Annotated in this window: 18 protein-coding genes; 12 read left to right on the top strand and 6 right to left on the bottom strand. The window is 58.7% G+C overall.

Features of this window, described 5'->3' with window-relative positions:
• Positions 1-14 precede the first annotated feature (14 nt).
• Entirely contained in the window at positions 15-578 is a 564-nt protein-coding gene (locus NJC38_RS09420; RefSeq protein WP_253113774.1) for a DNA-3-methyladenine glycosylase I, read from the bottom strand.
• Between the two features lie 80 nt (positions 579-658).
• On the opposite strand from NJC38_RS09420, the gene glyQ reads away from it, so the two are divergent.
• The 8 genes from glyQ (at position 659) to NJC38_RS09380 (ending at position 10,820) form a co-directional block, all read left to right on the top strand.
• Entirely contained in the window at positions 659-1,606 is a 948-nt protein-coding gene (gene glyQ / locus NJC38_RS09415) for a glycine--tRNA ligase subunit alpha (RefSeq protein WP_045485286.1), read from the top strand.
• Positions 1,603-3,657 (top strand): glycine--tRNA ligase subunit beta, encoded by a 2,055-nt coding sequence (gene glyS / locus NJC38_RS09410; protein ID WP_045485288.1) that lies wholly within the window; start codon positions 1,603-1,605, stop codon positions 3,655-3,657. Before glyQ ends, glyS begins: the two co-directional genes overlap by 4 nt.
• Positions 3,658-3,667: 10 nt before the next feature.
• Positions 3,668-4,210, top strand: a complete 543-nt coding sequence (gmhB, locus tag NJC38_RS09405) for a D-glycero-beta-D-manno-heptose 1,7-bisphosphate 7-phosphatase (RefSeq protein ID WP_045485290.1) — start codon at positions 3,668-3,670, stop codon at positions 4,208-4,210.
• Between the two features lie 68 nt (positions 4,211-4,278).
• Positions 4,279-5,049, top strand: a complete 771-nt coding sequence (locus tag NJC38_RS09400; RefSeq protein WP_253113771.1) for a lysophospholipid acyltransferase family protein — start codon at positions 4,279-4,281, stop codon at positions 5,047-5,049.
• 263 nt (positions 5,050-5,312) lie between these two features.
• Positions 5,313-5,807, top strand: coding sequence for a sigma-70 family RNA polymerase sigma factor (locus tag NJC38_RS09395; protein WP_253113768.1), 495 nt, complete (start codon positions 5,313-5,315; stop codon positions 5,805-5,807).
• Positions 5,804-6,763, top strand: coding sequence for a FecR domain-containing protein (locus NJC38_RS09390; RefSeq protein WP_253113766.1), 960 nt, complete (start codon positions 5,804-5,806; stop codon positions 6,761-6,763). Before NJC38_RS09395 ends, NJC38_RS09390 begins: the two co-directional genes overlap by 4 nt.
• 123 nt (positions 6,764-6,886) lie before the next feature.
• On the top strand, positions 6,887-9,361 hold the full coding sequence (locus NJC38_RS09385) for a TonB-dependent receptor (protein ID WP_253113763.1): 2,475 nt from the start codon (positions 6,887-6,889) through the stop codon (positions 9,359-9,361).
• 214 nt (positions 9,362-9,575) lie between these two features.
• Complete coding sequence (locus NJC38_RS09380) at positions 9,576-10,820, top strand: HAMP domain-containing sensor histidine kinase (protein ID WP_253113761.1); 1,245 nt, start codon at positions 9,576-9,578, stop codon at positions 10,818-10,820.
• Here NJC38_RS09380 and NJC38_RS09375 read toward each other — a convergent pair.
• The 5 genes from NJC38_RS09375 to dnaA form a co-directional block, all read right to left on the bottom strand.
• Positions 10,807-13,050, bottom strand: coding sequence for an EAL domain-containing protein (locus NJC38_RS09375; protein ID WP_253113757.1), 2,244 nt, complete (start codon positions 13,048-13,050; stop codon positions 10,807-10,809). The two genes, NJC38_RS09380 and NJC38_RS09375, sit on opposite strands and share 14 nt — an antisense overlap.
• A 269-nt stretch (positions 13,051-13,319) precedes the next feature.
• The gene (gyrB, locus tag NJC38_RS09370; protein ID WP_045485306.1) at positions 13,320-15,737 is read right to left on the bottom strand and encodes a DNA topoisomerase (ATP-hydrolyzing) subunit B; all 2,418 of its coding nucleotides are present in this window, start codon (positions 15,735-15,737) and stop codon (positions 13,320-13,322) included.
• 4 nt (positions 15,738-15,741) lie between these two features.
• Positions 15,742-16,845 (bottom strand): DNA replication/repair protein RecF, encoded by a 1,104-nt coding sequence (gene recF / locus NJC38_RS09365; RefSeq protein ID WP_045485309.1) that lies wholly within the window; start codon positions 16,843-16,845, stop codon positions 15,742-15,744.
• A gap of 19 nt (positions 16,846-16,864) precedes the next feature.
• Positions 16,865-17,968: a DNA polymerase III subunit beta gene (gene dnaN / locus NJC38_RS09360; protein ID WP_045485312.1), complete on the bottom strand. Its 1,104-nt coding sequence runs from the start codon at positions 17,966-17,968 to the stop codon at positions 16,865-16,867.
• Between the two features lie 38 nt (positions 17,969-18,006).
• Positions 18,007-19,557 (bottom strand): chromosomal replication initiator protein DnaA, encoded by a 1,551-nt coding sequence (gene dnaA, locus NJC38_RS09355; RefSeq protein ID WP_253113753.1) that lies wholly within the window; start codon positions 19,555-19,557, stop codon positions 18,007-18,009.
• Between the two features lie 583 nt (positions 19,558-20,140).
• On the opposite strand from dnaA, the gene rpmH reads away from it, so the two are divergent.
• From rpmH to yidC, 4 genes are read left to right on the top strand one after another with little or no spacing between them, the layout of a single operon-like run.
• A complete protein-coding gene (gene rpmH, locus NJC38_RS09350; protein WP_003253163.1) occupies positions 20,141-20,275 on the top strand; it encodes a 50S ribosomal protein L34 in 135 nt (44 codons plus the stop codon).
• Positions 20,276-20,292: 17 nt separating this feature from the next.
• Positions 20,293-20,694, top strand: a complete 402-nt coding sequence (gene rnpA / locus NJC38_RS09345) for a ribonuclease P protein component (RefSeq protein ID WP_045485320.1) — start codon at positions 20,293-20,295, stop codon at positions 20,692-20,694.
• Positions 20,687-20,932 (top strand): membrane protein insertion efficiency factor YidD, encoded by a 246-nt coding sequence (gene yidD / locus NJC38_RS09340; protein WP_084709900.1) that lies wholly within the window; start codon positions 20,687-20,689, stop codon positions 20,930-20,932. Before rnpA ends, yidD begins: the two co-directional genes overlap by 8 nt.
• Positions 20,933-20,934: 2 nt before the next feature.
• Positions 20,935-22,611, top strand: a complete 1,677-nt coding sequence (gene yidC, locus NJC38_RS09335) for a membrane protein insertase YidC (RefSeq protein WP_045485322.1) — start codon at positions 20,935-20,937, stop codon at positions 22,609-22,611.
• Positions 22,612-22,624: the final 13 nt, after the last annotated feature.

Genomic DNA, 22,624 nt, shown 5'->3' with positions numbered 1-22,624 from the left:
TCACTCTCCTGATTTCAGCCGGCCATTGTACCCGTCAGCGCCCGATAGCGATCACAATCGGTCGTATGATCCATGACCATGCCGCTGGCCTGCATGTAGGCGTAGCAGATGGTCGGGCCGACAAAGGTGAAGCCGGCTTTCTTCAGCGCCTTGCTCATCGCTTCGGCCTCGGCGGTAATCGCCGGCACCTCGCTGCGATCCTTGAAGTGATTGACCTTGGGCACGCCACCGACGAATGACCAGAGCAAGGTGACCGGATCGTCCAGTTGCAACCAGGCGCGGGCGTTGCGCCGGGCGGCGTTGAGCTTGAGGCGGTTGCGAATGATGCCCGGCTCCTGCATCAACTGCTCGATGTACTCATCGCTCATGTCGGCCAGTTGCTGCACATCGAAACCGAACATCACCTCGCGGTAACGGGCGCGTTTTTTCAGGACCGTGATCCATGACAACCCGGCCTGGAACCCTTCGAGCAACAGCAGTTCGAACAACTTCTGCGCATCGCGCAGTGGCACGCCCCATTCGTGATCGTGATAAGCGATATACAGCGGGTCTTCATTGCACCAAAAGCAGCGTGTCATAAACCTCCCACAGGCCGATCCACGAACGAATCGGGTATACTCCCGCCCTTTCGAATCGCAGCCCAGCACAGGTGAATTTTGTGAGCCAGCCTACGCCAGCCGTGCGTACCTTCCAAGACTTGATCCTCGCCCTCCAGCAATACTGGGCCGATCAAGGTTGTGTGGTGCTTCAGCCCTACGATATGGAAGTGGGCGCCGGTACTTTCCACACCGCCACGTTTCTGCGCGCCGTAGGGCCGGAGACCTGGAACGCCGCCTACGTTCAGCCGAGCCGCCGCCCTACCGACGGCCGTTATGGTGAAAACCCCAACCGCCTGCAGCACTACTACCAGTTCCAGGTGGTGCTCAAGCCCAACCCCGACAACTTCCAGGAGCTGTACCTGGGCTCGCTCAAGCACATCGGCCTCGATCCGCTGGTGCATGACGTACGGTTCGTCGAGGACAACTGGGAGTCGCCGACGCTGGGCGCCTGGGGGCTGGGCTGGGAAATCTGGCTCAACGGCATGGAAGTTTCGCAATTCACCTACTTCCAGCAGGTCGGCGGTATCGAGTGCTACCCGGTAACCGGCGAGATCACCTACGGTCTGGAGCGTCTGGCCATGTACCAGCAGGGCGTGGACTCGGTCTACGATCTGGTCTGGGCCGACGGTCCGTTCGGCAAGGTCACCTATGGCGATGTGTTCCACCAGAACGAAGTGGAGCAATCGACCTACAACTTCGAACACGCCAGCGTCGACAAGCTGTTCGAGCTGTTCGATTTCTATGAAGGTGAAGCCCAGCGCCTGATCGGTCTGGAGCTGCCGCTGCCGAGCTATGAAATGGTGCTCAAGGCTTCGCACACCTTCAACCTGCTCGACGCCCGCCGGGCAATCTCGGTGACGGCACGTCAGCAGTACATTCTGCGCGTGCGTACCCTGGCCCGCGCCGTGGCCCAGGCTTACCTGCAATCGCGGGCCAAGCTGGGCTTCCCGATGGCGGCACCTGATCTGCGCGACGAAGTATTGGCCAAGCTGGAGGCTGCACAATGAGTGCTCAAGATTTTCTGGTTGAACTGGGCACCGAAGAACTGCCACCCAAGACTCTGGGCAGCCTGGCCGATGCATTTCTGGCCGGCATCGAAAAGGGCCTGCAGGCCGCTGGCCTGACCTACAGTGCCAGCCAGGTCTACGCCGCACCACGCCGCCTGGCGGTACTGGTCACCGGTCTTGCCAGCCAACAACCGGACCGCAGCGTGAATCTGGACGGCCCGCCGCGCCAGGCTGCGTTCGACGCCGAAGGTAACCCGACCCAGGCCGCACTTGGCTTTGCCAAGAAGTGCGGGGTGGATCTGGCCGAGATCGACCAGAGCGGCGCCAAGCTGCGCTTTGTGCAGAACATCGCGGGCAAGCCGACCACTTCGCTGCTGCCAACCATCGTCGAAGATTCGCTCAACGACCTGCCGATCGCCAAGCGCATGCGCTGGGCCGCGCGCAAGGAAGAGTTCGTGCGTCCGACCCAGTGGCTGGTGATGCTGTTTGGTGACCAGGTCGTCGATTGCACGATTCTGGCCCAGACCGCTGGCCGTCTGTCCCGTGGCCACCGCTTCCATCACCCGGAAGATGTGCGTATCAGCTCGCCGGCCGGCTACCTGACCGACCTGCGTGCCGCATACGTACTGGCTGACGCCAACGAGCGTCGGCAGATCATCAGCAAGCGTGTTGAAGAACTGGCTGCCCAGCAGCAAGGCACCGCCATCGTGCCGCCAGCCCTGCTCGACGAAGTGACCGGCCTGGTCGAATGGCCGGTGCCGCTGGTCTGCTCCTTCGAAGAGCGCTTCCTGGAAGTGCCTCAGGAAGCGCTGATCACCACCATGCAGGACAACCAGAAGTACTTCTGCCTGCTGGACGCCGAAGGCAAGCTGCTGCCGCGCTTCATCACCGTGGCCAACATCGAAAGCAAAGACCCGTCGCAGATCGTCCACGGTAACGAGAAGGTCGTGCGCCCACGCCTGACCGACGCCGAGTTCTTCTTCAAGCAGGACAAGAAGCAGAAGCTCGAAAGCTTCAACGAGCGTCTGAAAAACGTGGTGTTCCAGGCCCAACTGGGCAGCGTCTATGACAAGGCCGAGCGGGTTTCGAAACTGGCTGCCTACATCGCCCCGCGCATCGGCGGCGATGCTCAGCGTGCGGCACGTGCCGGTATCCTGTCCAAGTGCGACCTGTCCACCGAGATGGTCGGCGAGTTCCCGGAAATGCAGGGCATTGCCGGTTACTACTACGCCAAACACGACGGTGAGCCGCACGATGTGGCCCTGGCGCTGAACGAGCAGTACATGCCACGTGGCGCCGGCGCTGAACTGCCGTCGACCCTGACCGGCGCGGCAGTGGCCATCGCCGACAAGCTCGACACTCTGGTCGGCATCTTCGGTATCGGCATGCTGCCGACCGGCAGCAAAGACCCTTACGCGCTGCGTCGTGCGGCCTTGGGCATCCTGCGCATCCTGATCGAGAAACAACTCGACCTGGACCTGATCGACACCGTGAAATACGCCGTCGGCCAGTTCGGCGCCAAGGTCAAGGCCGCAGGCCTCGCCGATCAGGTCCTGGAGTTCATCTTCGACCGTCTGCGGGCGCGTTATGAAGACGAAGGCATCGAAGTGGCGGTTTATCTCTCGGTACGTGCCCTGCAACCGGGTTCGGCACTCGACTTCGACCAGCGTGTACAAGCCGTTCAGGCGTTCCGCAAACTGCCTCAGGCTGCCGCGCTGGCAGCGGTGAACAAGCGGGTATCGAACCTGCTGAGCAAGGCCGAGGGCAAGGTTGCCTCGACCATCGAGCCGAAGTACTTCGACAACGCCAACGAGTTCTCCCTGTACTCGGCCATTCAACAAGCCGATCACGCCGTGCAGCCAATGGCCGCCGAGCGTAAGTACAACGAAGCGCTGACCCGTCTGGCCAACCTGCGCGAGCCGGTCGATGCGTTCTTCGAAGCGGTGATGGTCAATGCCGAAGACGCCAACGTGCGGGCCAACCGCTACGCGCTGCTGGCGCGTCTGCGCGGCCTGTTCCTGGGCGTGGCTGATATCTCGCTGCTGGGCTGAGGAGTAAAGAGTGAAACTGCTGATTCTCGATCGTGACGGGGTGATCAATCAGGACTCCGACGCCTACATCAAGTCGGTGCAGGAGTGGATCCCCATTCCCGGCTCGATCGAGGCCATCGCAGAGCTGAGCAAGGCCGGCTGGACGGTGGCGGTTGCCACCAACCAGTCCGGTATTGCCAGAGGTTATTACGACCTGGCCACCCTGGACGCCATGCACGCGCAATTGCGCAAGCGGGTGGCCGAGCAGGGCGGCGAGGTTGGCTTGATCGTCTATTGTCCACATGGCCCGGATGCCGGTTGCGATTGTCGCAAGCCACTGCCGGGCATGCTGCACACCATCTCCCGGCACTATGGCGCAGACCTCAAAGGCCTGTGGTTCGTGGGCGACAGCAAGGGTGACCTACAGGCGGCGCTGGCCGTCGAAGCTCAACCGGTGCTGGTATTGACCGGCAAAGGGCAAAGAACGATAGACGGCCAGCTCCCGGCCGGCACGCTGGTTTTCGATGACCTGGCGGCGGTTGCCAGGCAACTTATCCACACCCGTGCTGGCTGAGACCTGCCTCCGGCATTCTTCATCACACGCGCAATGAACGGGCCGCTGCCCGCTAGGTAAACGTCAGCATGTCGATCATTCAGACCATCAGGATCTTTATCTTTTACCTGTGCCTCGGCGGCAGTGCCTTGCTGTGGTGTTCGCTGAGCTTTTTCGTTGCGCCGTTCCTGCCGTTCAAACAGCGCTACCGCTTCATCAATGTGTACTGGTGCCGCTTCGCCCTGCTGCTGGTGCGCAGCATCCTGGGCATCAAGGTCAAGGTCACCGGCCAGGAGCATGTGCCTGAAACGCCCTGCGTGATCATCTCCAACCACCAGAGCACGTGGGAAACCTTTTTCCTGTCGGCGTACTTCTCGCCACTGAGCCAGGTGCTCAAGCGCGAACTGCTGTACGTGCCGTTCTTCGGCTGGGCGATGGCCATGCTGCGCCCGATCGCCATTGACCGCGACAACCCCAAGGCGGCGCTCAAGCACATCGCCAAGAAGGGTGACGAACTGCTCAAGGACAAGGTCTGGGTACTGATCTTCCCGGAAGGCACCCGCGTGCCCTACGGCAAGGTTGGCAAGTTCACTCGTGGCGGAGCCTCGCTGGCAGTCAATGCAGGCCTGCCAGTCCTGCCGATTGCCCACAACGCCGGCAAGTTCTGGCCTCGTGATGGCTGGGGCAAAACGCCGGGCACCATCGAACTGGTGATCGGTGCCCCGATGCAGGCTGAAGGCACGGGCCCACGCGCCATTGCCGAGCTCAATGAGCGGGTTCAGGCCTGGAACGAAGCCACCCAGCGTGCTCTTGGCTCACCCGCTACACCGCTGACAGGCGAAGAAAAAGTGCCTGCCTGAAATTGTGGATAACCTGTGTGCGAATTTTCTGAAATTCGCGAATATTTTCAATAACTCACTGATTTACATGCTTATTTCTATAAGTCATCAGTGAGCTGAAAACGTGCATAAGTTTTTTGCTGATTGAACCGGCGCCTCTCAAGGCGCCGGTTTTTTTATGCGCCTCATCCGGGTCATTTCCATCACGATTGATCTATTCAGCATCAGCGCAATAGAATTGCGATCAATTCTTAAATGCATCCAGAATGGACAGGCCGGTGCGTATGGAAACCTCGCCACTCGACACCCTCTATCGCGATCATCATGGCTGGCTGCAAAGCTGGCTGCGTCAGCGCCTGGGTGACCGTGAACAGGCGGCCGATATCGCTCAGGATACGTTCCTGCGCCTGCTGGTCACCCGGCGGATGCCCGGAATGGGGGAGGGGCGCATGTATCTGGCGCAGATCGCCCGCAATCTGGTGATCGACCAGTGGCGCCGCCAACGTATCGAGCAGGCCTACCTGCAAAGCATCGCCGGGCTGGCGGAACCGGAGTCGCCGAGCCTGGAAACCCGGGCCATGATCATCGAAACCCTGATACAGATCGACCAGATGCTCGACAGCATGCCAGGCAAGGTTCGCGAGGCATTTGTGCTGTCGCGCTTCGAGGGTCTGGATTATGCGCAAATTGCCGAGCGCCTGCAGGTCAGCGTCAGCTCCGTGCAGAAGTACATGCTGCGCGCCATCAATGCCTGTTATCAGGTGCTGTACGCCGAATGAGCCACGGCCAGGAAGCGCCGATTGCCCCGGCCATCGTCGAGCAGGCCAGCCACTGGTTGATGCTGCACTGGAATGGCGAGCTCGATGCAGAGCAGCACCAGCGCTTCATCGAATGGCAGGCCGCCGACGCCGAACACCGCCGCGCCTGGCAACGTTTTGAACGCCTGCAAGGCACTCTGGCCGGAGTACCGGCCAGCACTGCCCACACAGTACTGCGCAAGATGCCTGACGCACGCAAACGCCAGACCCTCAAACTGCTTGGCGCGCTGCTGCTGACCGGTGGCGGCGGTTACCTGGCTCAGCAACAACTGCCTTGGCGCGAAGCCATGGCCGACCTGCGCACCGGCAGCCGCGAACGTTTGAGCCAGACCCTGGCCGACGGCAGCCAGTTGAGCCTGAACAGCGGCACAGCGGTGAATATCCGCTTCAGTCACCACGAGCGACGGATCCGCCTGCTCAGTGGCGAGATTCTTCTGCAAAGCGGCAAGGATCCGCAGAACCGGCCATTGATAGTAGAAACCGCCGTCGGCGAGATCCAGGCGCTGGGCACGCGCTTCTCTGTGTATGAAGTGGCTGGCGGCAGCCGTGTCGAACTGTTCGAAGGCGAACTGGAGCTGCGTCCCCGACACGCCCCGGCCGCTCGTCTACAGGCAGGACAACAACGCTGGTTCAACGCCGAACAAATGGGGCAGCTCGATCGCGCGGACCCCAATGCCATTGCCTGGACTCAGGGCCGCCTTGTTGCCGAGCGTGTGCCCCTCGGCCAGTTTCTTCACGAGCTGTCGCGCCACCGTCCCGGTGTGCTGCGTTGCGACCCGGCGGTAGCCGCACTGCCACTGACCGGCGTATTCCCGCTGGACGATACCGACCGGGTGCTGCTGGCGCTACAGCAATCGCTGCCGGTCAAGGTCCAGCGCCTGACAGCCTATTGGGTAACCGTAGGGCCGCGGGACTGACCGAACACCCTGCGCGCTGCGCAGCTTATAAAATTATTGATCCTGGCTTGTCGGTTTTCCCGCCTCGCTCGGGATACCTCTTGAAACCAATAACCAAGCATTCTCAAGGGGGAAATAATCAGAATGCCGTACCTGCCCGCCACACCGCGCTCCAGACTCAGCCTTTCGATCCGTCACACCCTGGTTGCCAGCCTGTTGGCCGGTGTACCGGCGCTACCTGCGTGGGCCGCCAGCACAATGCCGGCGCAACAGCAGCAAAGCCGTACCTATGCAATTGCGGCCGGCAGCCTGGATCAGGTGCTTAATCGCTTTGCCAGCGAGTCGGGGACATTGCTTTCCGTTGACGGGACGTTAACGGCAGGCAAGCGCAGTCCGGGACTTAATGGCAGCTATGGGGTAAGGGAAGGGCTGGCAAAGCTGTTGGCAGATACCGGATTGCAAGCGATCAATAGCGCCGGCAATTACACGCTGCAAAAGGTGATAGAGGCGGGCGATGCGGTTGTCTTGGGCGCGACCGATATCAACGCTCGAGGGCTGGGGGCGACCACCGAGAACACGGGGTCCTACACCACCGGCTCAATGCAAACCGCTACGAAACTGGCGTTAACAATGCGTGAGACACCTCAATCGGTGAGTGTCGTGACACGCCAGCAGATGGATGACGCCAGCCTGACCACTGTGCAGGAGGCTATCAGCAAGACTCCAGGGCTGACGATGCAGAAGATCGGCCCGGAGCGTTACACCTTTTACGCGCGTGGCTTTCAGATCAACAGCCTGTTGTATGACGGACTGCCGACCTTACTGGGGACTGCGGCAGACGCTGTCACACCTGCCAACCTGGCAATGTACGACCGGGTGGAAGTTACCAGGGGAGCCACGGGACTGGTACAGGGTTCGGGGAGCCCGTCAGCAGCCATCAACCTGGTTCGTAAACGTCCAACGGCAGAGCCTCAGGCTGAACTGACGCTGGGTGCAGGTAGCTGGGATAACTATCGCAGTGAAATGGATCTGTCCGGACCGCTCAATGAAAGCAGAAGCATTCGAGGCCGTACGGTAGTGACTTACCAGGATCGTAATAGCTTTCAGGATACCGTATCGAAAGAACACAGCCTGCTCTATGCAGTAGGTGAGGTTGATCTGAATCCCGACACAACCCTCACGCTCGGCGCCTCCTACCAGAACGAGAACAATAACGTTGCCTGGAACGGATTGACGACAGCGGCCAATGGCAGAGACCTCAAGCTATCGCGCTCAAGGAACTTCGCCGCCGACTGGGAATACTGGGATATGGAAACCCGGATGCTGTTTGTCGATCTGGAGCACCGGATGAGCAACGACTGGACGCTGCGTATGGCGGCAAACCAGAGTTGGTCCGAGCTGGATTACCTGGGCAGTTATCCTGGCCGGCTGACCTCCAACGTCAGCACCCTGAGCATCCGCGGCAGCGGCGGTCATGTGGATGACCGGCAAAGCAGCTACGACCTCTACCTCAGCGGTCCTTTCGAGTTGCTGGATCGCCGTCATGAACTGGTGCTGGGGGCGAGCAGACGCAAAGACGTCATCGGTTATCGAAGCTCTGGCGTCTACAACTTCGCAACCAACATAGACCCCTACCTCTTCAACAGCGCAGTGATTGCCAAGCCGTCGCTGAACACCCGTGAGATCAGCAACCCGACGCAGACGGATCAGGACAGCCTCTACTCAACCGCACGGTTCACCATTACCGACGATCTGAAAGTCATTCTGGGTGCCCGCCTGGACTGGTATGACTACGACTATCTCTACGACTTCAAAGGCAGCGTCAGCACCTCGCAGGCCAAGGAAACCCGGCACCTGACTCGCTACGCAGGCGCGCTGTATGACCTTGATGAACATCACACCGCCTATGTCAGCTACACCGATATTTTTCAGCCACAAACCTACATCGATAGCGCCAACAAACTGCTGACGCCGGTTGAAGGTGAAAACTATGAAATCGGGATCAAAGGCGAGTATTTCGCAGGGGTGCTTAACACCAGTATTGCGCTGTTCCAGATTATTCAGCGCAACCGACCCAAGTCCGTGGATGATCAAACGAGCTGTACGACTTATCCTCAAAGCACCTGCTATGAAGCGGCTGGCAAAGTTAGAAACCAGGGCATTGACATCCAGCTGAGCGGTGCGCTGACCCCGAACTGGGACATGTCTGCTGGCTATACGTTTTCCCAAGCCAAGTACCATAAAGATTCGGGAGTGTTCGAGCGAGGTGATCTATTCGACACCGACGTGCCACGCCACCAGTTCAAGCTCAGCACCATGTATAAGCTCCCCAATCAGTGGGAACGCTGGCGCGTAGGCGGCAGCCTGTATTCTCAAAGCTCGATTTTTAACAAAGGCACTACGGCAGGGGTGGGCTATGAAATCGAGCAGGCTGCATACTACATTGTCGATCTCAATGCCGGCTACAAAGCTTCCGAGCATCTGGATCTGCGTTTTGGTTTGAACAATGTCTTCGACAAGAAGTACTACCAGACGATCTCCCAGAACACCTCCAGCTGGCCAACTGCATTCTACGGCGACCCGCGCAATATCCAGGTGACCGCCAGTTACAGATTCTAAACCGGCGTCAGCCTCCACCCTGTTCAGATATAGGACCCTGACTGCCGCCTGCTGCCGGGGTTCTTCGTCTGCCTGCTGCACACAGTGTTTCACGTGGAACATTCCGCCCTCTGAATAGAGCAGGGCAACATCTCGGGCTTTGCTAGGCTAGACTCCCGCCATCATCCTGCCCACCACCTGGCCGTCCCCCTTGGTCCAGTGAGGAAGTCGCACCATGAATGATCTCTTCAACATGCTGACCGATGACCGGTTCATGCCCCACGGTCACTGCTATTTCTGGCGACCCGACTTGCTGTGGGCCAACGTGTTGTCCGACAGCCTGATCACCCTGAGTTACATCAGTATTCCGTTTGCCTTGCTGTACTTCATCCGTAAGCGCAAGGACATTCCGTTCGACTGGATATTCGTCTGTTTCGGTGTGTTCATCCTGGCCTGCGGCGCGACCCATGTGATGGAGATCATCACCATCTGGTATCCGTATTACTGGATCTCCGCTTTCATCAAGGTCATCACTGCGACCGCATCGCTGCTTACGGCCATTATGCTGATCAAGCTGATACCGCTGGCGTTGAAGATTCCCAGCCCGTCACAACTGGCCAAGGTCAATGAAGAGCTGCGCGCAACCCAGGCCGAACTGATCGCCACTGCACGCCAGGCGGGCATGGCGGAGATCGCCACCAACGTCCTGCACAACGTCGGCAATGTGCTTAACAGCGTGAATGTCTCGGCGCAGGTGCTGCGGGAAAAGATTCGTGGCTCGAAAGGCCAGGGCGTCTCGAAGGTGGTGCAACTGCTCAATGAGCATACTCATGACCTGGGCGATTTCATGAGCAACGACCCGAAAGGGCAGATGCTGCCGGGCTATCTGAACAAACTGGCCGAAGCCATGGAAGCCGAACAACAGAGCCTGCTCGATGAACTTGCGCTGCTGACCAAAAGCATCGACCACATCAAGGACATCGTCGCCACCCAGCAGTCTTACGCGGGCAGTTCCAGCTTCATGGAACCGGTGCAGTTGCGCGACCTGATCGAGGACGTGGTGCGCATCTGCGATGTGTCACTGGCCCGCCACACCATCACCTTGGTCAAGGACTTCCGCGACGTTCCAGAGATCAATCTCGACAAGCACAAGGTCCTGCAGATTCTCGTCAACCTCATCAACAATGCCAAGCAAGCCCTCGAACCGGTCAAGGATCACCCCAGCCAAATCGTGTTGCGGATGGAGGCCGATGAGGCCGAGATCAGGATCGAGGTAGCGGATAACGGTGAAGGCATTCGCGAAGAGAACCTTGCCCGAGTCTTCGAACATGGCTTCACCACTCGGGCGTCGGGCCACGGGTTTGGCCTGCACAGTTGCGTCCTCGCCGCCAGGGACATGGGCGGCAGCCTGACCGCTCGCAGCGAGGGGCAGGGCAAAGGGGCATCCTTCACCCTGGCACTGCCCATCACTCAAGGTTGATATGGCCCTCGGCCAATAGCTCACCGGCATGCTCGCTGTTCACGGCCTCACTGAAGTAATAGCCGTGAGCGGCGACGGTCGAGCCGGTGGAGATCAACGCGTTTCTCTGTTCCAGCGTCTCCACGCCTTCAGCGATCACTCCGATGCCGACTTCGTTGGCAAAGTTGATGATGGTCCGCAGAGTGATCGCGCTGTGAAAATCATCCCGTGCATGGGTCACAAAGATCGGTGCAAGTTTGAGCCGGTTGACCCGGAAGGTCTTCAGATAATCGAAAGACGAGTAATCAGTACCAAAGTCATCAATAGCGATCTTGATACCCAACTCGCGCAGTTTGGGGAGCACGTCGTTATGGGTCCACTTGGTGTGCGCCAGCGTGGCCTCGGTGACATCCAGCTCAAGATCCGATGGCTGTAGCTGCCAACGATTGATGGTCTGGATCACTTCACTGACGAACTCGCTACCACGCTTGAGCTGGGTCAGCGACAGGTTGATGGATATTACCGGTGGCGCGATCTGCCGCTGCTGCCATTCGCGCATCTGCTTGCAGGCCTGGTTAAGTACCCATTGCCCGACCGCCACGATGGTGCCGGCCTTTTCCGCTGCCGGTACAAACTCGCCAGCATCGAGTAGACCACGGACAGGGTGGTGCCAGCGCAGCAAGGCTTCCATCCCCAGGATGGCGCCGGTCTGCAGGTCGATCTCCGGCAAGTAGTACAGCTCAAGTTCTTCGCGGATCAGCGCCTGCTTGAGCTCGGCAATCAAGGTAATCCGGCTGCTGACCTCCTCATTGATATCTTCAGAGTGGAAGTGGTACTGATTACGGCCGGTTTCCTTGGAGCGGTACAACGCCATATCAGCCTGGCTCAGCAGGCTCTCGGCGCTGGCACAGCCCGGCGCATAGGTACTGATGCCGATGCTGGACGACACATACAGGTCATGGCCATCCAGGTGATAAGGCTGCATCAGGCGACTGTTGAGCTTCATGGCCAACGCCGCCGCGTTGGCTGGATCGCCCATCTCCAGTTGCAGGATGGCAAACTCATCGCCGCCCAGACGCGCCACCAGATCGCTCTCCCGGGTGCATTCGCTTAGACGTCGAGCCGTTTCCCGTAACAGCAAATCACCCACCGCGTGTCCGAGGGTGTCGTTGATGCGTTTGAAGTGATCGAGATCCAGATAGAACACCGCGAACGACATCGCACCGCGCTCAGCAGCCGCAAACGCATAGCGCAGACGCTCCATCAGAGTCGCCCGGTTGGCGATGCCGGTCAGGCCATCGATACGCGCCAGTTGCGAGATCTTTTCTTCGGCCTGCTTGCGCTCGGTGATATCAATAATGATGCCTTCGATCTCCAGCAGCCTGCCGCTGTTGTCACGCACCGGCACATAGCGATTCTCGACCCAGCGATAGTCATCGGAGCCGGTCCGCAGCCGGAACTCAATGGAAGCCCCTTGGGCACCTTTATCAAGAACCCAGCCCATGGCCTCATTGACCTTGTCCTGGTCCTCGGGATGTATCAGCGTCTGTGTCCAGTCGGCTGAGGCCAGCAATGCAGCGCGCTGGTGACCGAACTTGGTGATGTTGTGCGAGATGTACATCAGCGGAAATGACGGCTGGCCACGTAGCCGGTAGAGGATGGTCGGGCTGTTCTGCACGATGATATTGGCATCGGACAAGTCCCGCGTTCGCTCCTGCACCGCCTGCTCCAGCAGGTTCATCTTGCGCTGCGCCTCTTCGGTCATCTGCCACTTGACCGTCATGGCCCTGGCCATCTGCACGATTTCGATAGGATCGAAAGGCTTCTTGAGGATCAGCAGCCGGTCGCCCATGTCGACCCGCCTGGTCATTTCTTCCAGAGAGTAGTCTGAGTAGGCTGTGCACAGCACCACCTGCAAACGTGAGTCGACCTGCCATAGATGCTCAAGGGTCTGCAAACCATCCCAACCGGGCGGCATGCGCATATCGATGAAGGCCAGGGCATAAGGGCGTCCCGCAGCCAGCGCCTGCTCCACCAGGGCGAGGGCCTCCTGGCCCTGATAAGCGCTGTCGAGTTCAAATTCCGATGCACGCTCGGGAGTATCGGGGCTGCCAAACAGAAGCGCTTCGGCTTGGGCCAGATCATCTTCGGCCTCGTTGCGAGGGCAGAGGATCTTGCGAAAATCACCGTGAATCGAAGGTGTATCGTCGATGATCAGGATACGCCGGTTAAGACTGGAAGCCGGGGTCATCGCACACGCTCCAACATCCGAATAGCAGAGGAACAGTCAGTCATGCATCTTTCATCCTTGAACACATGCGGCGCCGGGCAGGCCGGAAGAGCCGTGGTACGTGACCAGCTAAAGACTGATGGTAGCACGGCCCAGCCTGGGTGCCCGCCGGTGTCCCGAAAGGCGCGAGAGCATGATGCTCGCGCTCCAGCAGCAAAAAGCCCCCGACAGCGTCGCTGTCGGGGGCTTTTCAGGTGCCCATCACAAGCATGGGCCAACAGCGCCAGGCCTCAGAAGTCGAGGTTGGCGACCGCCAGTGCGTTGCTTTCGATGAAGTCACGGCGTGGCTCCACCGCGTCGCCCATCAGGGTGTTGAAGATCTGGTCCGCCGCGATGGCGTCTTCGATCGTCACCTTGAGCATGCGACGGACAGTCGGGTCCATGGTGGTTTCCCACAGCTGGTCCGGGTTCATCTCGCCCAATCCTTTATAGCGCTGGATGGTGTGGCGTTTGGTGCTCTCGGTCATCAGCCAGTTCAGGGCGTCCTTGAACTCGGTCACTGGTTTCTTGCGCTCACCCCGTTGCACGTAGGCGCCTTCATCCAGCAGCGAGCTAATCTGCGCGCCCAGGGTCGTGATGCTCTTGTAGTCATTGCTGCCGAAGAAGTCACGGTTGAAGGTGACATAGCTCGACAGACCATGCGAGATCAGCTCGACTTCCGGCAGCCAGATATTGCGCTCGCGGTCTTCGCGCAGGCTGGCCTTGTAGACCAGACCCGACTTCTCGACAGAGCGCAGACGTTCTTCGAACTTGCCCAGCCAGGCTTGCATCGCGGCATGATCCGAGAGCTGCTCCAGCGACACGGCCTGCAGGTAGATGAAGTGCTCGGTCAACTCCTGAGGGTACAGGCGCGACAAGCGCTTGAGGGTCTTCATCACCCCACGGAACTCATTGACCAGGCGCTCCAGCGCCTCGCCGGAAATACCCGGTGCTGATTCGCTGAGGTGCAGGCTGGCATCTTCCAGAGCCGACTGGGTCATGTATTCTTCCATGGCGTCGTCGTCTTTGATGTACTGCTCTTGCTTGCCTTTCTTGACCTTGTACAGCGGCGGCTGAGCGATGTAGATGTAGCCGCGCTCGATCAGCTCTGGCAACTGACGGAAGAAGAACGTCAACAGCAGGGTACGGATGTGCGAACCGTCGACGTCAGCATCGGTCATGATGATGATGTTGTGATAACGCAGCTTGTCGATGTTGTACTCTTCGCGGCCGATACCGCAGCCCAGCGCGGTGATCAGCGTGCCGACTTCCTGCGACGAGATCATCTTGTCGAAACGCGCTTTCTCGACGTTGAGGATCTTGCCCTTGAGCGGCAGGATTGCCTGGGTCCTGCGGTTACGACCTTGTTTGGCCGAGCCACCCGCAGAGTCACCCTCCACCAGGTACAGTTCGGAGAGGGCAGGGTCTTTCTCCTGGCAGTCCGCCAGTTTGCCCGGCAGGCCGGCGATGTCCAGCGCGCCCTTGCGGCGAGTCATCTCACGGGCCTTGCGCGCCGCTTCACGGGCACGGGCAGCATCGAGCATCTTGCCCACGACAGCCTTGGCTTCGTTGGGGTTTTCCAGCAGGAAGTCGGAGAAGTACTTGCCCATCTCCTGTTCCACCGCGGTCTTGACCTCGGACGAAACCAGCTTGTCTTTGGTCTGCGAACTGAACTTCGGATCCGGAACCTTGACCGAGATGATCGCGGTCAGGCCTTCACGGGCATCGTCACCGGTGGTCGCGACCTTGTGTTTCTTGGCCAGACCTTCCTGCTCGATGTAGTTGTTCAGGTTGCGCGTCAGGGCCGAACGGAAACCCACCAGGTGAGTACCGCCGTCTCGTTGCGGGATGTTATTGGTGAAGCACAACAGGTTCTCGTTGAAGCTGTCGTTCCACTGCAACGCAACCTCAACGCCCACGCCATCATCGCGCTGGACGTTGAAATGGAAGACCTGGTTCACGGTGCTCTTGTTGGTGTTCAGGTATTCAACGAAAGCACGCAGGCCGCCTTCATATTTGAACAGTTCTTCCTTGCCGGAGCGCTCGTCCTTGAGGACGATACCCACGCCGGAGTTCAGAAACGACAGCTCGCGAATACGTTTGGCGAGAATGTCCCAACTGAAGTGGATGTTCTTGAAGGTCTCAGCCGAAGGCTTGAAGTGGATCTGGGTGCCGGTGGTTTCACTTTCACCGACGATTTTCATCGGCTCTTGTGGAACACCGTGGACGTAGGTCTGCTCCCAGATTTTGCCGCTGCGGCGGACGGTCAGCTGCAGTACTTCGGACAGGGCGTTAACCACCGACACACCCACACCGTGCAGGCCGCCGGAAACCTTGTAGGAGTTGTCGTCGAACTTACCGCCGGCGTGAAGCACGGTCATGATGACCTCTGCTGCCGAGACGCCTTCTTCTTTGTGGACGTCTACCGGAATACCGCGACCGTTGTCGCGTACGGTAATAGACTCGTCCGGATGGATGATCACACTGATGTCGTCGCAATGGCCAGCCAGCGCTTCGTCGATCGAGTTATCAACCACCTCGAATACCATGTGGTGCAGACCGCTGCCATCGTCCGTATCGCCGATGTACATCCCGGGACGCTTGCGTACGGCATCCAGTCCTTTCAGTACCTTGATACTGGAGGAGTCGTACGTTTGGTTTTCGCTCATGCAATCACTCCCGATGGTCGTGGGTCTGGGTGATACGACCTTGTTCCACGTGGAACAAAGCAACTGGCGTTTCCGTTTGCCAGCCTTCGCTCAATAATTCGTGATCTACACAGGTGATGAACACCTGGCAGCGTAAGTCTTCCAGCAAGCGGCAAAGTGCACGGCGATGCTGGTCATCCAATTCAGATGGCAAATCATCTACCAGATAGATGCACTGGCCTCGGCGCGCCTGGCTAACCAGGTGTCCTTGGGCAATCCGTAAAGCGCAGACCACCAGCTTTTGCTGTCCGCGGGAGAGAATGTCTGCCGCGTTGTGAGCGCCCAGCCTCAGGCGCAGATCTGCTCGTTGCGGGCCGGCCTGGGTATGGCCCATCTGCTGGTCGCGGTGCAAAGAGGCGGCGAGCACCGTGCTCAGCTCTTTCTCTTTGTCCCACCCGCGGTAATAGCTGAGGGTCAGACCTTCCAACTCGACAAGATCGCTCAATGTCTTTTCAAAGACCGGTTTGAGTGCCTTGATATAAGCACGCCGGAATTCATCGATCTCGTTACTGGCCAGGCACAGTTCCCTGTCCCATGCTGCTTGCGAAGCGGTGTCAAGTGTACCACGCCGCAGCCACGAGTTTCGCTGCCGCAGGGCTTTCTGCAGGCGCTGCCAAGTGGCCATGAAGCGAGGTTCCACGTGGAACACTCCCCAATCGAGAAACTGCCGACGTATCTTCGGTGCGCCCTCAAGCAGGCGAAAGCTGTCCGGATTGATCAACTGCAAGGGCAGAGTTTCGGCCAGTTGCGCTGTGCTGCGCGCATTCTGACCATCAATACGAATCTGAAATTCCCCTTGCCGATCACGAGAGATACCCAGGTTGCTATGACCACCTTCAGCCAGTTCGACCTGACCAAAAACCGTGCAATTGGGTTGCTCGTATTGAATGACCGGAAGCAGCCGGGTGCTGCGAAACGAGCGAGCCAGACCCAGCAGGTGAATGGCTTCCAGCACGCTGGTCTTGCCGCTGCCATTGGCGCCGTGAAGGATGTTGATACGTGCGGAGGGGGAGAAGGTCACCGGGTGCAGATTGCGCACCCCGGTGACCGAGACGCGGCTGAGAGACATCGACTGAGTCTGGGGTCAGTTACAGACGCATCGGCATGACGACATAGGCAGAGTCATCGTTATCCGATTCCTGCACCAGTGCGCTGCTGTTGGAGTCGGAAAGGATCAGACGAACCTGTTCAGTGGTCATGACACCCAGCACATCGAGCAGGTAGCTGACGTTGAAGCCAATCTCCAGCGCACTGCCGTTGTACTCCACGCTGATCTCTTCTTCAGCTTCTTCCTGCTCAGGGTTGTTGGCCTGAATCTTCAACTGACCGGCTGCCAGTTGCAGGCGGATGCCACGATACTTCTCGTTGGAAAGAATCGCCGTGCGGCTGAACGCTTCGCGCAATGCCTGACGGTCACCCAGTACCAGCTTGTCACCGCCCTTGGGCAGCACGCGCTCGTAATCCGGGAACTTGCCATCGACCAGTTTGGACGTAAAGGTGAACTCGCCGGTGGTCGCACGGATGTGGTGCTGGCCAAGAACGATGCTGACCAGGCCGTCCTGCTCGGTCAGCAGGCGCGCCATCTCCAGGATGCCTTTGCGTGGCACGATGACCTGGTGACGCTCGGTCTCACCGATCTCTGCTGCCATCGAGCACATGGCCAGGCGGTGACCGTCGGTGGCCACGGCACGCAGGATGCCGGTGCTGACTTCCAGCAACATGCCATTGAGGTAGTAACGAACATCCTGCTGAGCCATGGCAAAGCTGGTGCGTTCGATCAAACGGCGTACCTTGCTCTGTACCAACTGGAAAGTCAGCGAGCCAGGGCCTTCTTCCACCGCCGGGAAATCATTGGCTGGCAGCGTAGAAAGCGTAAAACGGCTACGGCCAGCCTTGACCAGCAGTTTGGCGTCATCAAGCTTGATATCGATGAGCGCGTCGTTAGGCAGACTCTTGCAGATATCCATCAGCTTGCGCGCCGGTACGGTGATCTCCCCCGGCTCGGCAGGCTCTTCCAGCTGGACGCGGCCAACCAGTTCTACTTCCAGGTCAGTACCGGTCAGCGACAGTTGCTGGCCTTCGACGACCAGAAGCACGTTGGAAAGCACCGGCAAGGTCTGACGGCGTTCGACTACGCCGGCGACCAATTGCAGAGGTTTCAACAAGGCTTCGCGTTGAATGGTGAAATGCATGGTCTAGTCCCTTGCCTCGATAAACAGCACTGGCGTCATCATGTGGTCAATGTACGCAGCAGGTTCTTGTAGTCCTCGCGGATATCCGCGTCGGATTCCTTGAGTTCGTTGATCTTGCGGCAGGCGTGCAACACCGTGGTGTGGTCACGTCCGCCAAATACGTCGCCAATCTCGGGCAGGCTGTGGTTGGTCAGCTCTTTGGAGAGCGCCATGGCCACCTGCCGTGGTCGGGCCACCGAGCGCGAACGACGCTTGGACAACAGATCAGAGATCTTGATCTTGTAGTACTCGGCGACAGTGCGCTGGATGTTATCCACACTGACCAGTTTGTCTTGCAGCGCCAGCAGGTCCTTCAGCGACTCGCGGATCAGCTCGATGGTGATGTCGCGGCCCATGAAGTGCGAGTGCGCAATAACGCGCTTGAGCGCGCCTTCGAGTTCTCGAACGTTGGAACGAATGCGCTGGGCAATGAAGAACGCAGCATCATGCGGCAGGTCGACCTTGGCCTGATCGGCCTTCTTCATCAGGATCGCCACCCGGGTTTCCAGTTCCGGCGGCTCGACCGCGACGGTCAGACCCCAGCCGAAACGAGACTTGAGCCGCTCTTCCAGCCCTTCGATTTCCTTGGGGTAACGGTCGCTGGTGAGAATCACCTGCTGGCCACCCTCAAGCAATGCGTTGAAGGTGTGGAAAAACTCTTCCTGGGAACGCTCCTTGCGGGCGAAGAACTGAATATCGTCGATCAGCAATGCGTCGACCGAGCGATAGAAACGCTTGAACTCGTTGATTGCATTAAGCTGCAGCGCCTTGACCATGTCGGCCACGAAACGCTCCGAATGCAGGTACACAACCTTGGCATTGGGATTCTTTTTCAGCAGGTGGTTGCCCACCGCATGCATCAAGTGAGTCTTACCCAGGCCGACCCCACCATAAAGGAACAGCGGGTTATAGCCGTGCTTGGGATTATCGGCGACTTGCCAGGCCGCAGCGCGCGCCAGCTGGTTCGACTTGCCCTCAACGAAGTTCTCGAAGGTGAAGGTGCGGTTCAGGTAGCTGGTGTGCTTGAGCGCGCCTTCGACCTGCACGGTGCGCTGTTCGGTGCGTACCGGAGCCTGTGGCGGGTTGGCGCCGGCCAGCGGATCGAAACTGTCACGCGACGGTTCATCAAGACCATCGAGTGCCGGGGCCTGCACAGGTGCGGGCGCTGCCACAGGTGCCGGGGCTTGTACCGACGCAGATCCTGAATGGCTCGCCGTGTCGACGCTCGCCTGGGCGTTGTGCGAAGCAGCGGCAGCAGCCGCCGCTGCCAAAGGCGCGTTGGGTGCCGCACGGGGCGCCGAACTGCGCTTGCTGCCTATTAATAAGGAAAGCGCTGGCGCCATGCCTTGGCCACGCTCGCCGAGAAGCTCGAGCAGACGCCCCAGGTACTTTTCGTTGACCCAGTCGAGTACGAAGCGATTCGGTGCATAGACACGCAGCTCGTCGCCTTCGGCTTCGACCTGTAGTGGACGGATCCAGGTATTGAATTGCTGGGCAGGCAGCTCATCGCGCAAAAGCTCCACGCACTGCTGCCAAAGTTCCACTGACACGGATATCCCCTGAGTTGAAAGCCGCTGAGGCAAAAACAGCCGCCATTGTAACGATCAGCCGCTGACTTATCCACATGTAGCTGGCTGCCCCTTGATAAGAAATGATCATCGGAGCCATACATCAGCCGACGACCGGTGCCGGCTAAGCTTTGTGGATAACTGCCATTCAGCTCTTTGCATAACTCGGGGTCGAGCCCTGTGTATAACCTGGCTGTGCATAAAAAGCCCTTTCACACACAGCTTATACGCACGCGCAGCACAGTCACAGCACCGTTTCTCGACAGACTTATGAATCGCTGTACATCATGATTTACGTGGCCTGCAATGAGTTATCCACAACCAAGGCGCTGACTAAACTTAACAAGCTTTGCAAAAAAGCTTTATATAGGTCCTCTTTTATTTCTATAGCTGAGTGGTTCACCAAAGCGATCAGAATGATCCAGGTCATGGCTAATAAAGGAAAATGACCAGATAGAAGGAAAAGCTGGTTGGAAATTGACCTGCACGCCGGCTTTCACTAGAATCGCCGGTCTCTAAAAACGGGGCCATTCCGGCCTTCAGTGCACAAACCAGGTAACACGCCATGAAACGTACTTTCCAACCCAGCACTATCAAGCGCGCCCGCACCCACGGTTTCCGCGCCCGTATGGCCACCAAGAACGGCCGTGCAGTCCTGTCGCGTCGTCGCGCCAAAGGCCGTAAGCGTCTGGCTATCTGATTTCCGCGGCACAGGTGGTGAGTCAGGACTTCAGTCGGGAAAAGCGTCTGCTTACACCCCGGCATTTCAAGGCAGTCTTTGACTCCCCAACCGCCAAGGTTCCGGGGAAAAATCTCCTGATCCTTGCACGCGACAACGATCTGGATCATCCCCGTCTGGGGCTTGTGATCGGAAAGAAGAGCGTCAAGCTCTCAGTACAGCGCAACCGTTTGAAGCGCCTGATTCGCGACTCATTTCGCCTGCACCAGCACAATCTGGTGGGTTGGGATATCGTGATCGTCGCGCGTAAAGGCATGGGTGACCTGGATAACCCTGAATTGATCCAGCATTTCGGCAAACTCTGGAAACGTCTGGCCCGTAGCCGGCCTGTTGCACCAGTCCAAACCGAACCTGCAAGGGTAGACAGTCCAGATGCGTAAGCTGGCACTCGTACCGATCCAGTTTTACCGCTATGCCATCAGTCCTTTGATGGCCAGTCACTGTCGTTTCTTCCCCAGTTGCTCCTGCTACGCCTACGAAGCCATTGATAATCATGGTCTTGTGCGCGGTGGATGGCTGACCCTGAAACGTCTTGGTCGCTGTCATCCGTGGAACCCCGGTGGTTATGACCCGGTTCCACCAGTTTCCAACCCCCGTTCTTCTTCGATGGCCGAGTAATCATGGATATTAAACGCACGATCCTGATCGGCGCCCTGGCAATCGTGACCTACGTCGGCGTTCTGAAATGGAACGAAGACTACGGCCAGGCTGCCCTGCCGAACCAGACTGTTGCTGCCAGCACCAATAGTGCAGCCGATGTACCTGCGGCCAGTAATGCGCCCGCGAACACCGACGTTCCTACCGCTCCAGGCAGTGCTCCGGCACCTGTCGAAACACCGGCAGTGGTCAGCAAGGATCTGATTCAGATCAAGACCGATGTGCTCGAAGTGGCCATCGACCCGGTCGGGGGTGATGTCGTCCAGTTGCGGCTGCCGCTGTACCCACGCCGTCAGGACCGCCCGGATGTTCCTTTCCAGCTGTTCGACAATGGCAATGAGCGGGTTTTCCTCGCGCAAAGCGGCCTGACCGGCACCAATGGTCCGGATGCACGCTCCATTGGTCGTCCTGTTTACACTTCGACACAGAAAAGTTATCAACTGGCTGATGGCCAGAAAGAACTGGTCGTCGAGCTGAAGTTCTCCGACAACGGCGTCAACTACACCAAGCGCTTCACCTTCGAGCGCGGCATGTACGACCTCAACGTCAACTACGTTGTGGATAACCAGAGCGCCCAGGCGTGGACCGGTAACCTCTACGGCCAGCTCAAGCGTGACGCCAGCTCCGATCCATCGTCGACCACAGCCACCGGCACCGCCACTTATCTGGGTGCGGCCCTGTGGACCCCATCGGAACCTTACAAAAAGGTCTCGATGAAGGACATCGACAAAGGCCAGGTGCGTGAAAACGTACAGGGCGGCTGGGTTGCCTGGCTGCAGCATTACTTCGTGACGGCCTGGATTCCAGACCATAACGCCAACAATGCCATGCAGACCCGCAAGGACAGCCAGGGTAACTACATCATTGGTTTCACCAGCCCGGCGCTCAACGTAGCACCTGGCACCCAGGGTGAAACCGGCGCGACGCTGTATGCCGGTCCGAAAAGCCAGGCGGTACTCAAAGAGTTGTCCCCAGGCCTGGAGTTGACTGTCGACTACGGCTTCCTGTGGTTCATTGCCCAGCCGATCTTCTGGCTGCTGCAACATATCCACAGCCTGCTGGGTAACTGGGGCTGGTCGATCATCGTCCTGACCATGATCATCAAGGGCTTCTTCTTCCCGCTGTCGGCCGCCAGCTACAAATCCATGGCCCGCATGCGTGCCGTGGCACCGAAGCTGACCGCGCTGAAAGAGCAATACGGTGACGATCGCCAGAAGATGTCCCAGGCGATGATGGAGCTGTACAAGAAAGAGAAGATCAACCCGCTGGGTGGATGCTTGCCGATTCTTGTCCAGATGCCGGTATTCCTGGCCCTGTACTGGGTTCTGCTGGAAAGCGTCGAGATGCGCCAGGCACCATGGATCCTCTGGATCACTGACCTGTCGATCAAAGACCCGTTCTTCATCCTGCCGATCATCATGGGCGCGACCATGTTTATCCAGCAGCGTCTGAACCCGACGCCTCCGGATCCGATGCAGGCCAAGGTGATGAAAATGATGCCAATCATCTTCACCTTCTTCTTCCTGTGGTTCCCGGCTGGTCTGGTTCTGTACTGGGTTGTGAACAACACCCTGTCGATCATGCAGCAGGCTTACATCACGCGTAAGATCGAGGCCGCTACCAAGAAGGCCGCCGCTTGATCTAACCTGTGAT

The organism is Pseudomonas sp. 21LCFQ010, assembly GCF_024129905.1.
Taxonomy (GTDB): Bacteria; Pseudomonadota; Gammaproteobacteria; order Pseudomonadales; family Pseudomonadaceae; genus Aquipseudomonas.
The sequence above is the reverse complement of the archived record's forward strand: the minus strand, read 5'-3'. Positions and strand labels throughout refer to the sequence as shown.

Coding starts and splice junctions, on each gene's coding strand:
- NJC38_RS09420 (WP_253113774.1), bottom strand. CDS start 578: ATGACACGCTGCTTTTGGTGCAATGAAGACCCGCTGTATATCGCTTAT.
- glyS (WP_045485288.1), top strand. CDS start 1,603: ATGAGTGCTCAAGATTTTCTGGTTGAACTGGGCACCGAAGAACTGCCA.
- NJC38_RS09400 (WP_253113771.1), top strand. CDS start 4,279: ATGTCGATCATTCAGACCATCAGGATCTTTATCTTTTACCTGTGCCTC.
- NJC38_RS09395 (WP_253113768.1), top strand. CDS start 5,313: ATGGAAACCTCGCCACTCGACACCCTCTATCGCGATCATCATGGCTGG.
- NJC38_RS09390 (WP_253113766.1), top strand. CDS start 5,804: ATGAGCCACGGCCAGGAAGCGCCGATTGCCCCGGCCATCGTCGAGCAG.
- NJC38_RS09385 (WP_253113763.1), top strand. CDS start 6,887: ATGCCGTACCTGCCCGCCACACCGCGCTCCAGACTCAGCCTTTCGATC.
- NJC38_RS09380 (WP_253113761.1), top strand. CDS start 9,576: ATGAATGATCTCTTCAACATGCTGACCGATGACCGGTTCATGCCCCAC.
- NJC38_RS09375 (WP_253113757.1), bottom strand. CDS start 13,050: ATGACCCCGGCTTCCAGTCTTAACCGGCGTATCCTGATCATCGACGAT.
- gyrB (WP_045485306.1), bottom strand. CDS start 15,737: ATGAGCGAAAACCAAACGTACGACTCCTCCAGTATCAAGGTACTGAAA.
- recF (WP_045485309.1), bottom strand. CDS start 16,845: ATGTCTCTCAGCCGCGTCTCGGTCACCGGGGTGCGCAATCTGCACCCG.
- dnaN (WP_045485312.1), bottom strand. CDS start 17,968: ATGCATTTCACCATTCAACGCGAAGCCTTGTTGAAACCTCTGCAATTG.
- rpmH (WP_003253163.1), top strand. CDS start 20,141: ATGAAACGTACTTTCCAACCCAGCACTATCAAGCGCGCCCGCACCCAC.
- yidD (WP_084709900.1), top strand. CDS start 20,687: ATGCGTAAGCTGGCACTCGTACCGATCCAGTTTTACCGCTATGCCATC.
- yidC (WP_045485322.1), top strand. CDS start 20,935: ATGGATATTAAACGCACGATCCTGATCGGCGCCCTGGCAATCGTGACC.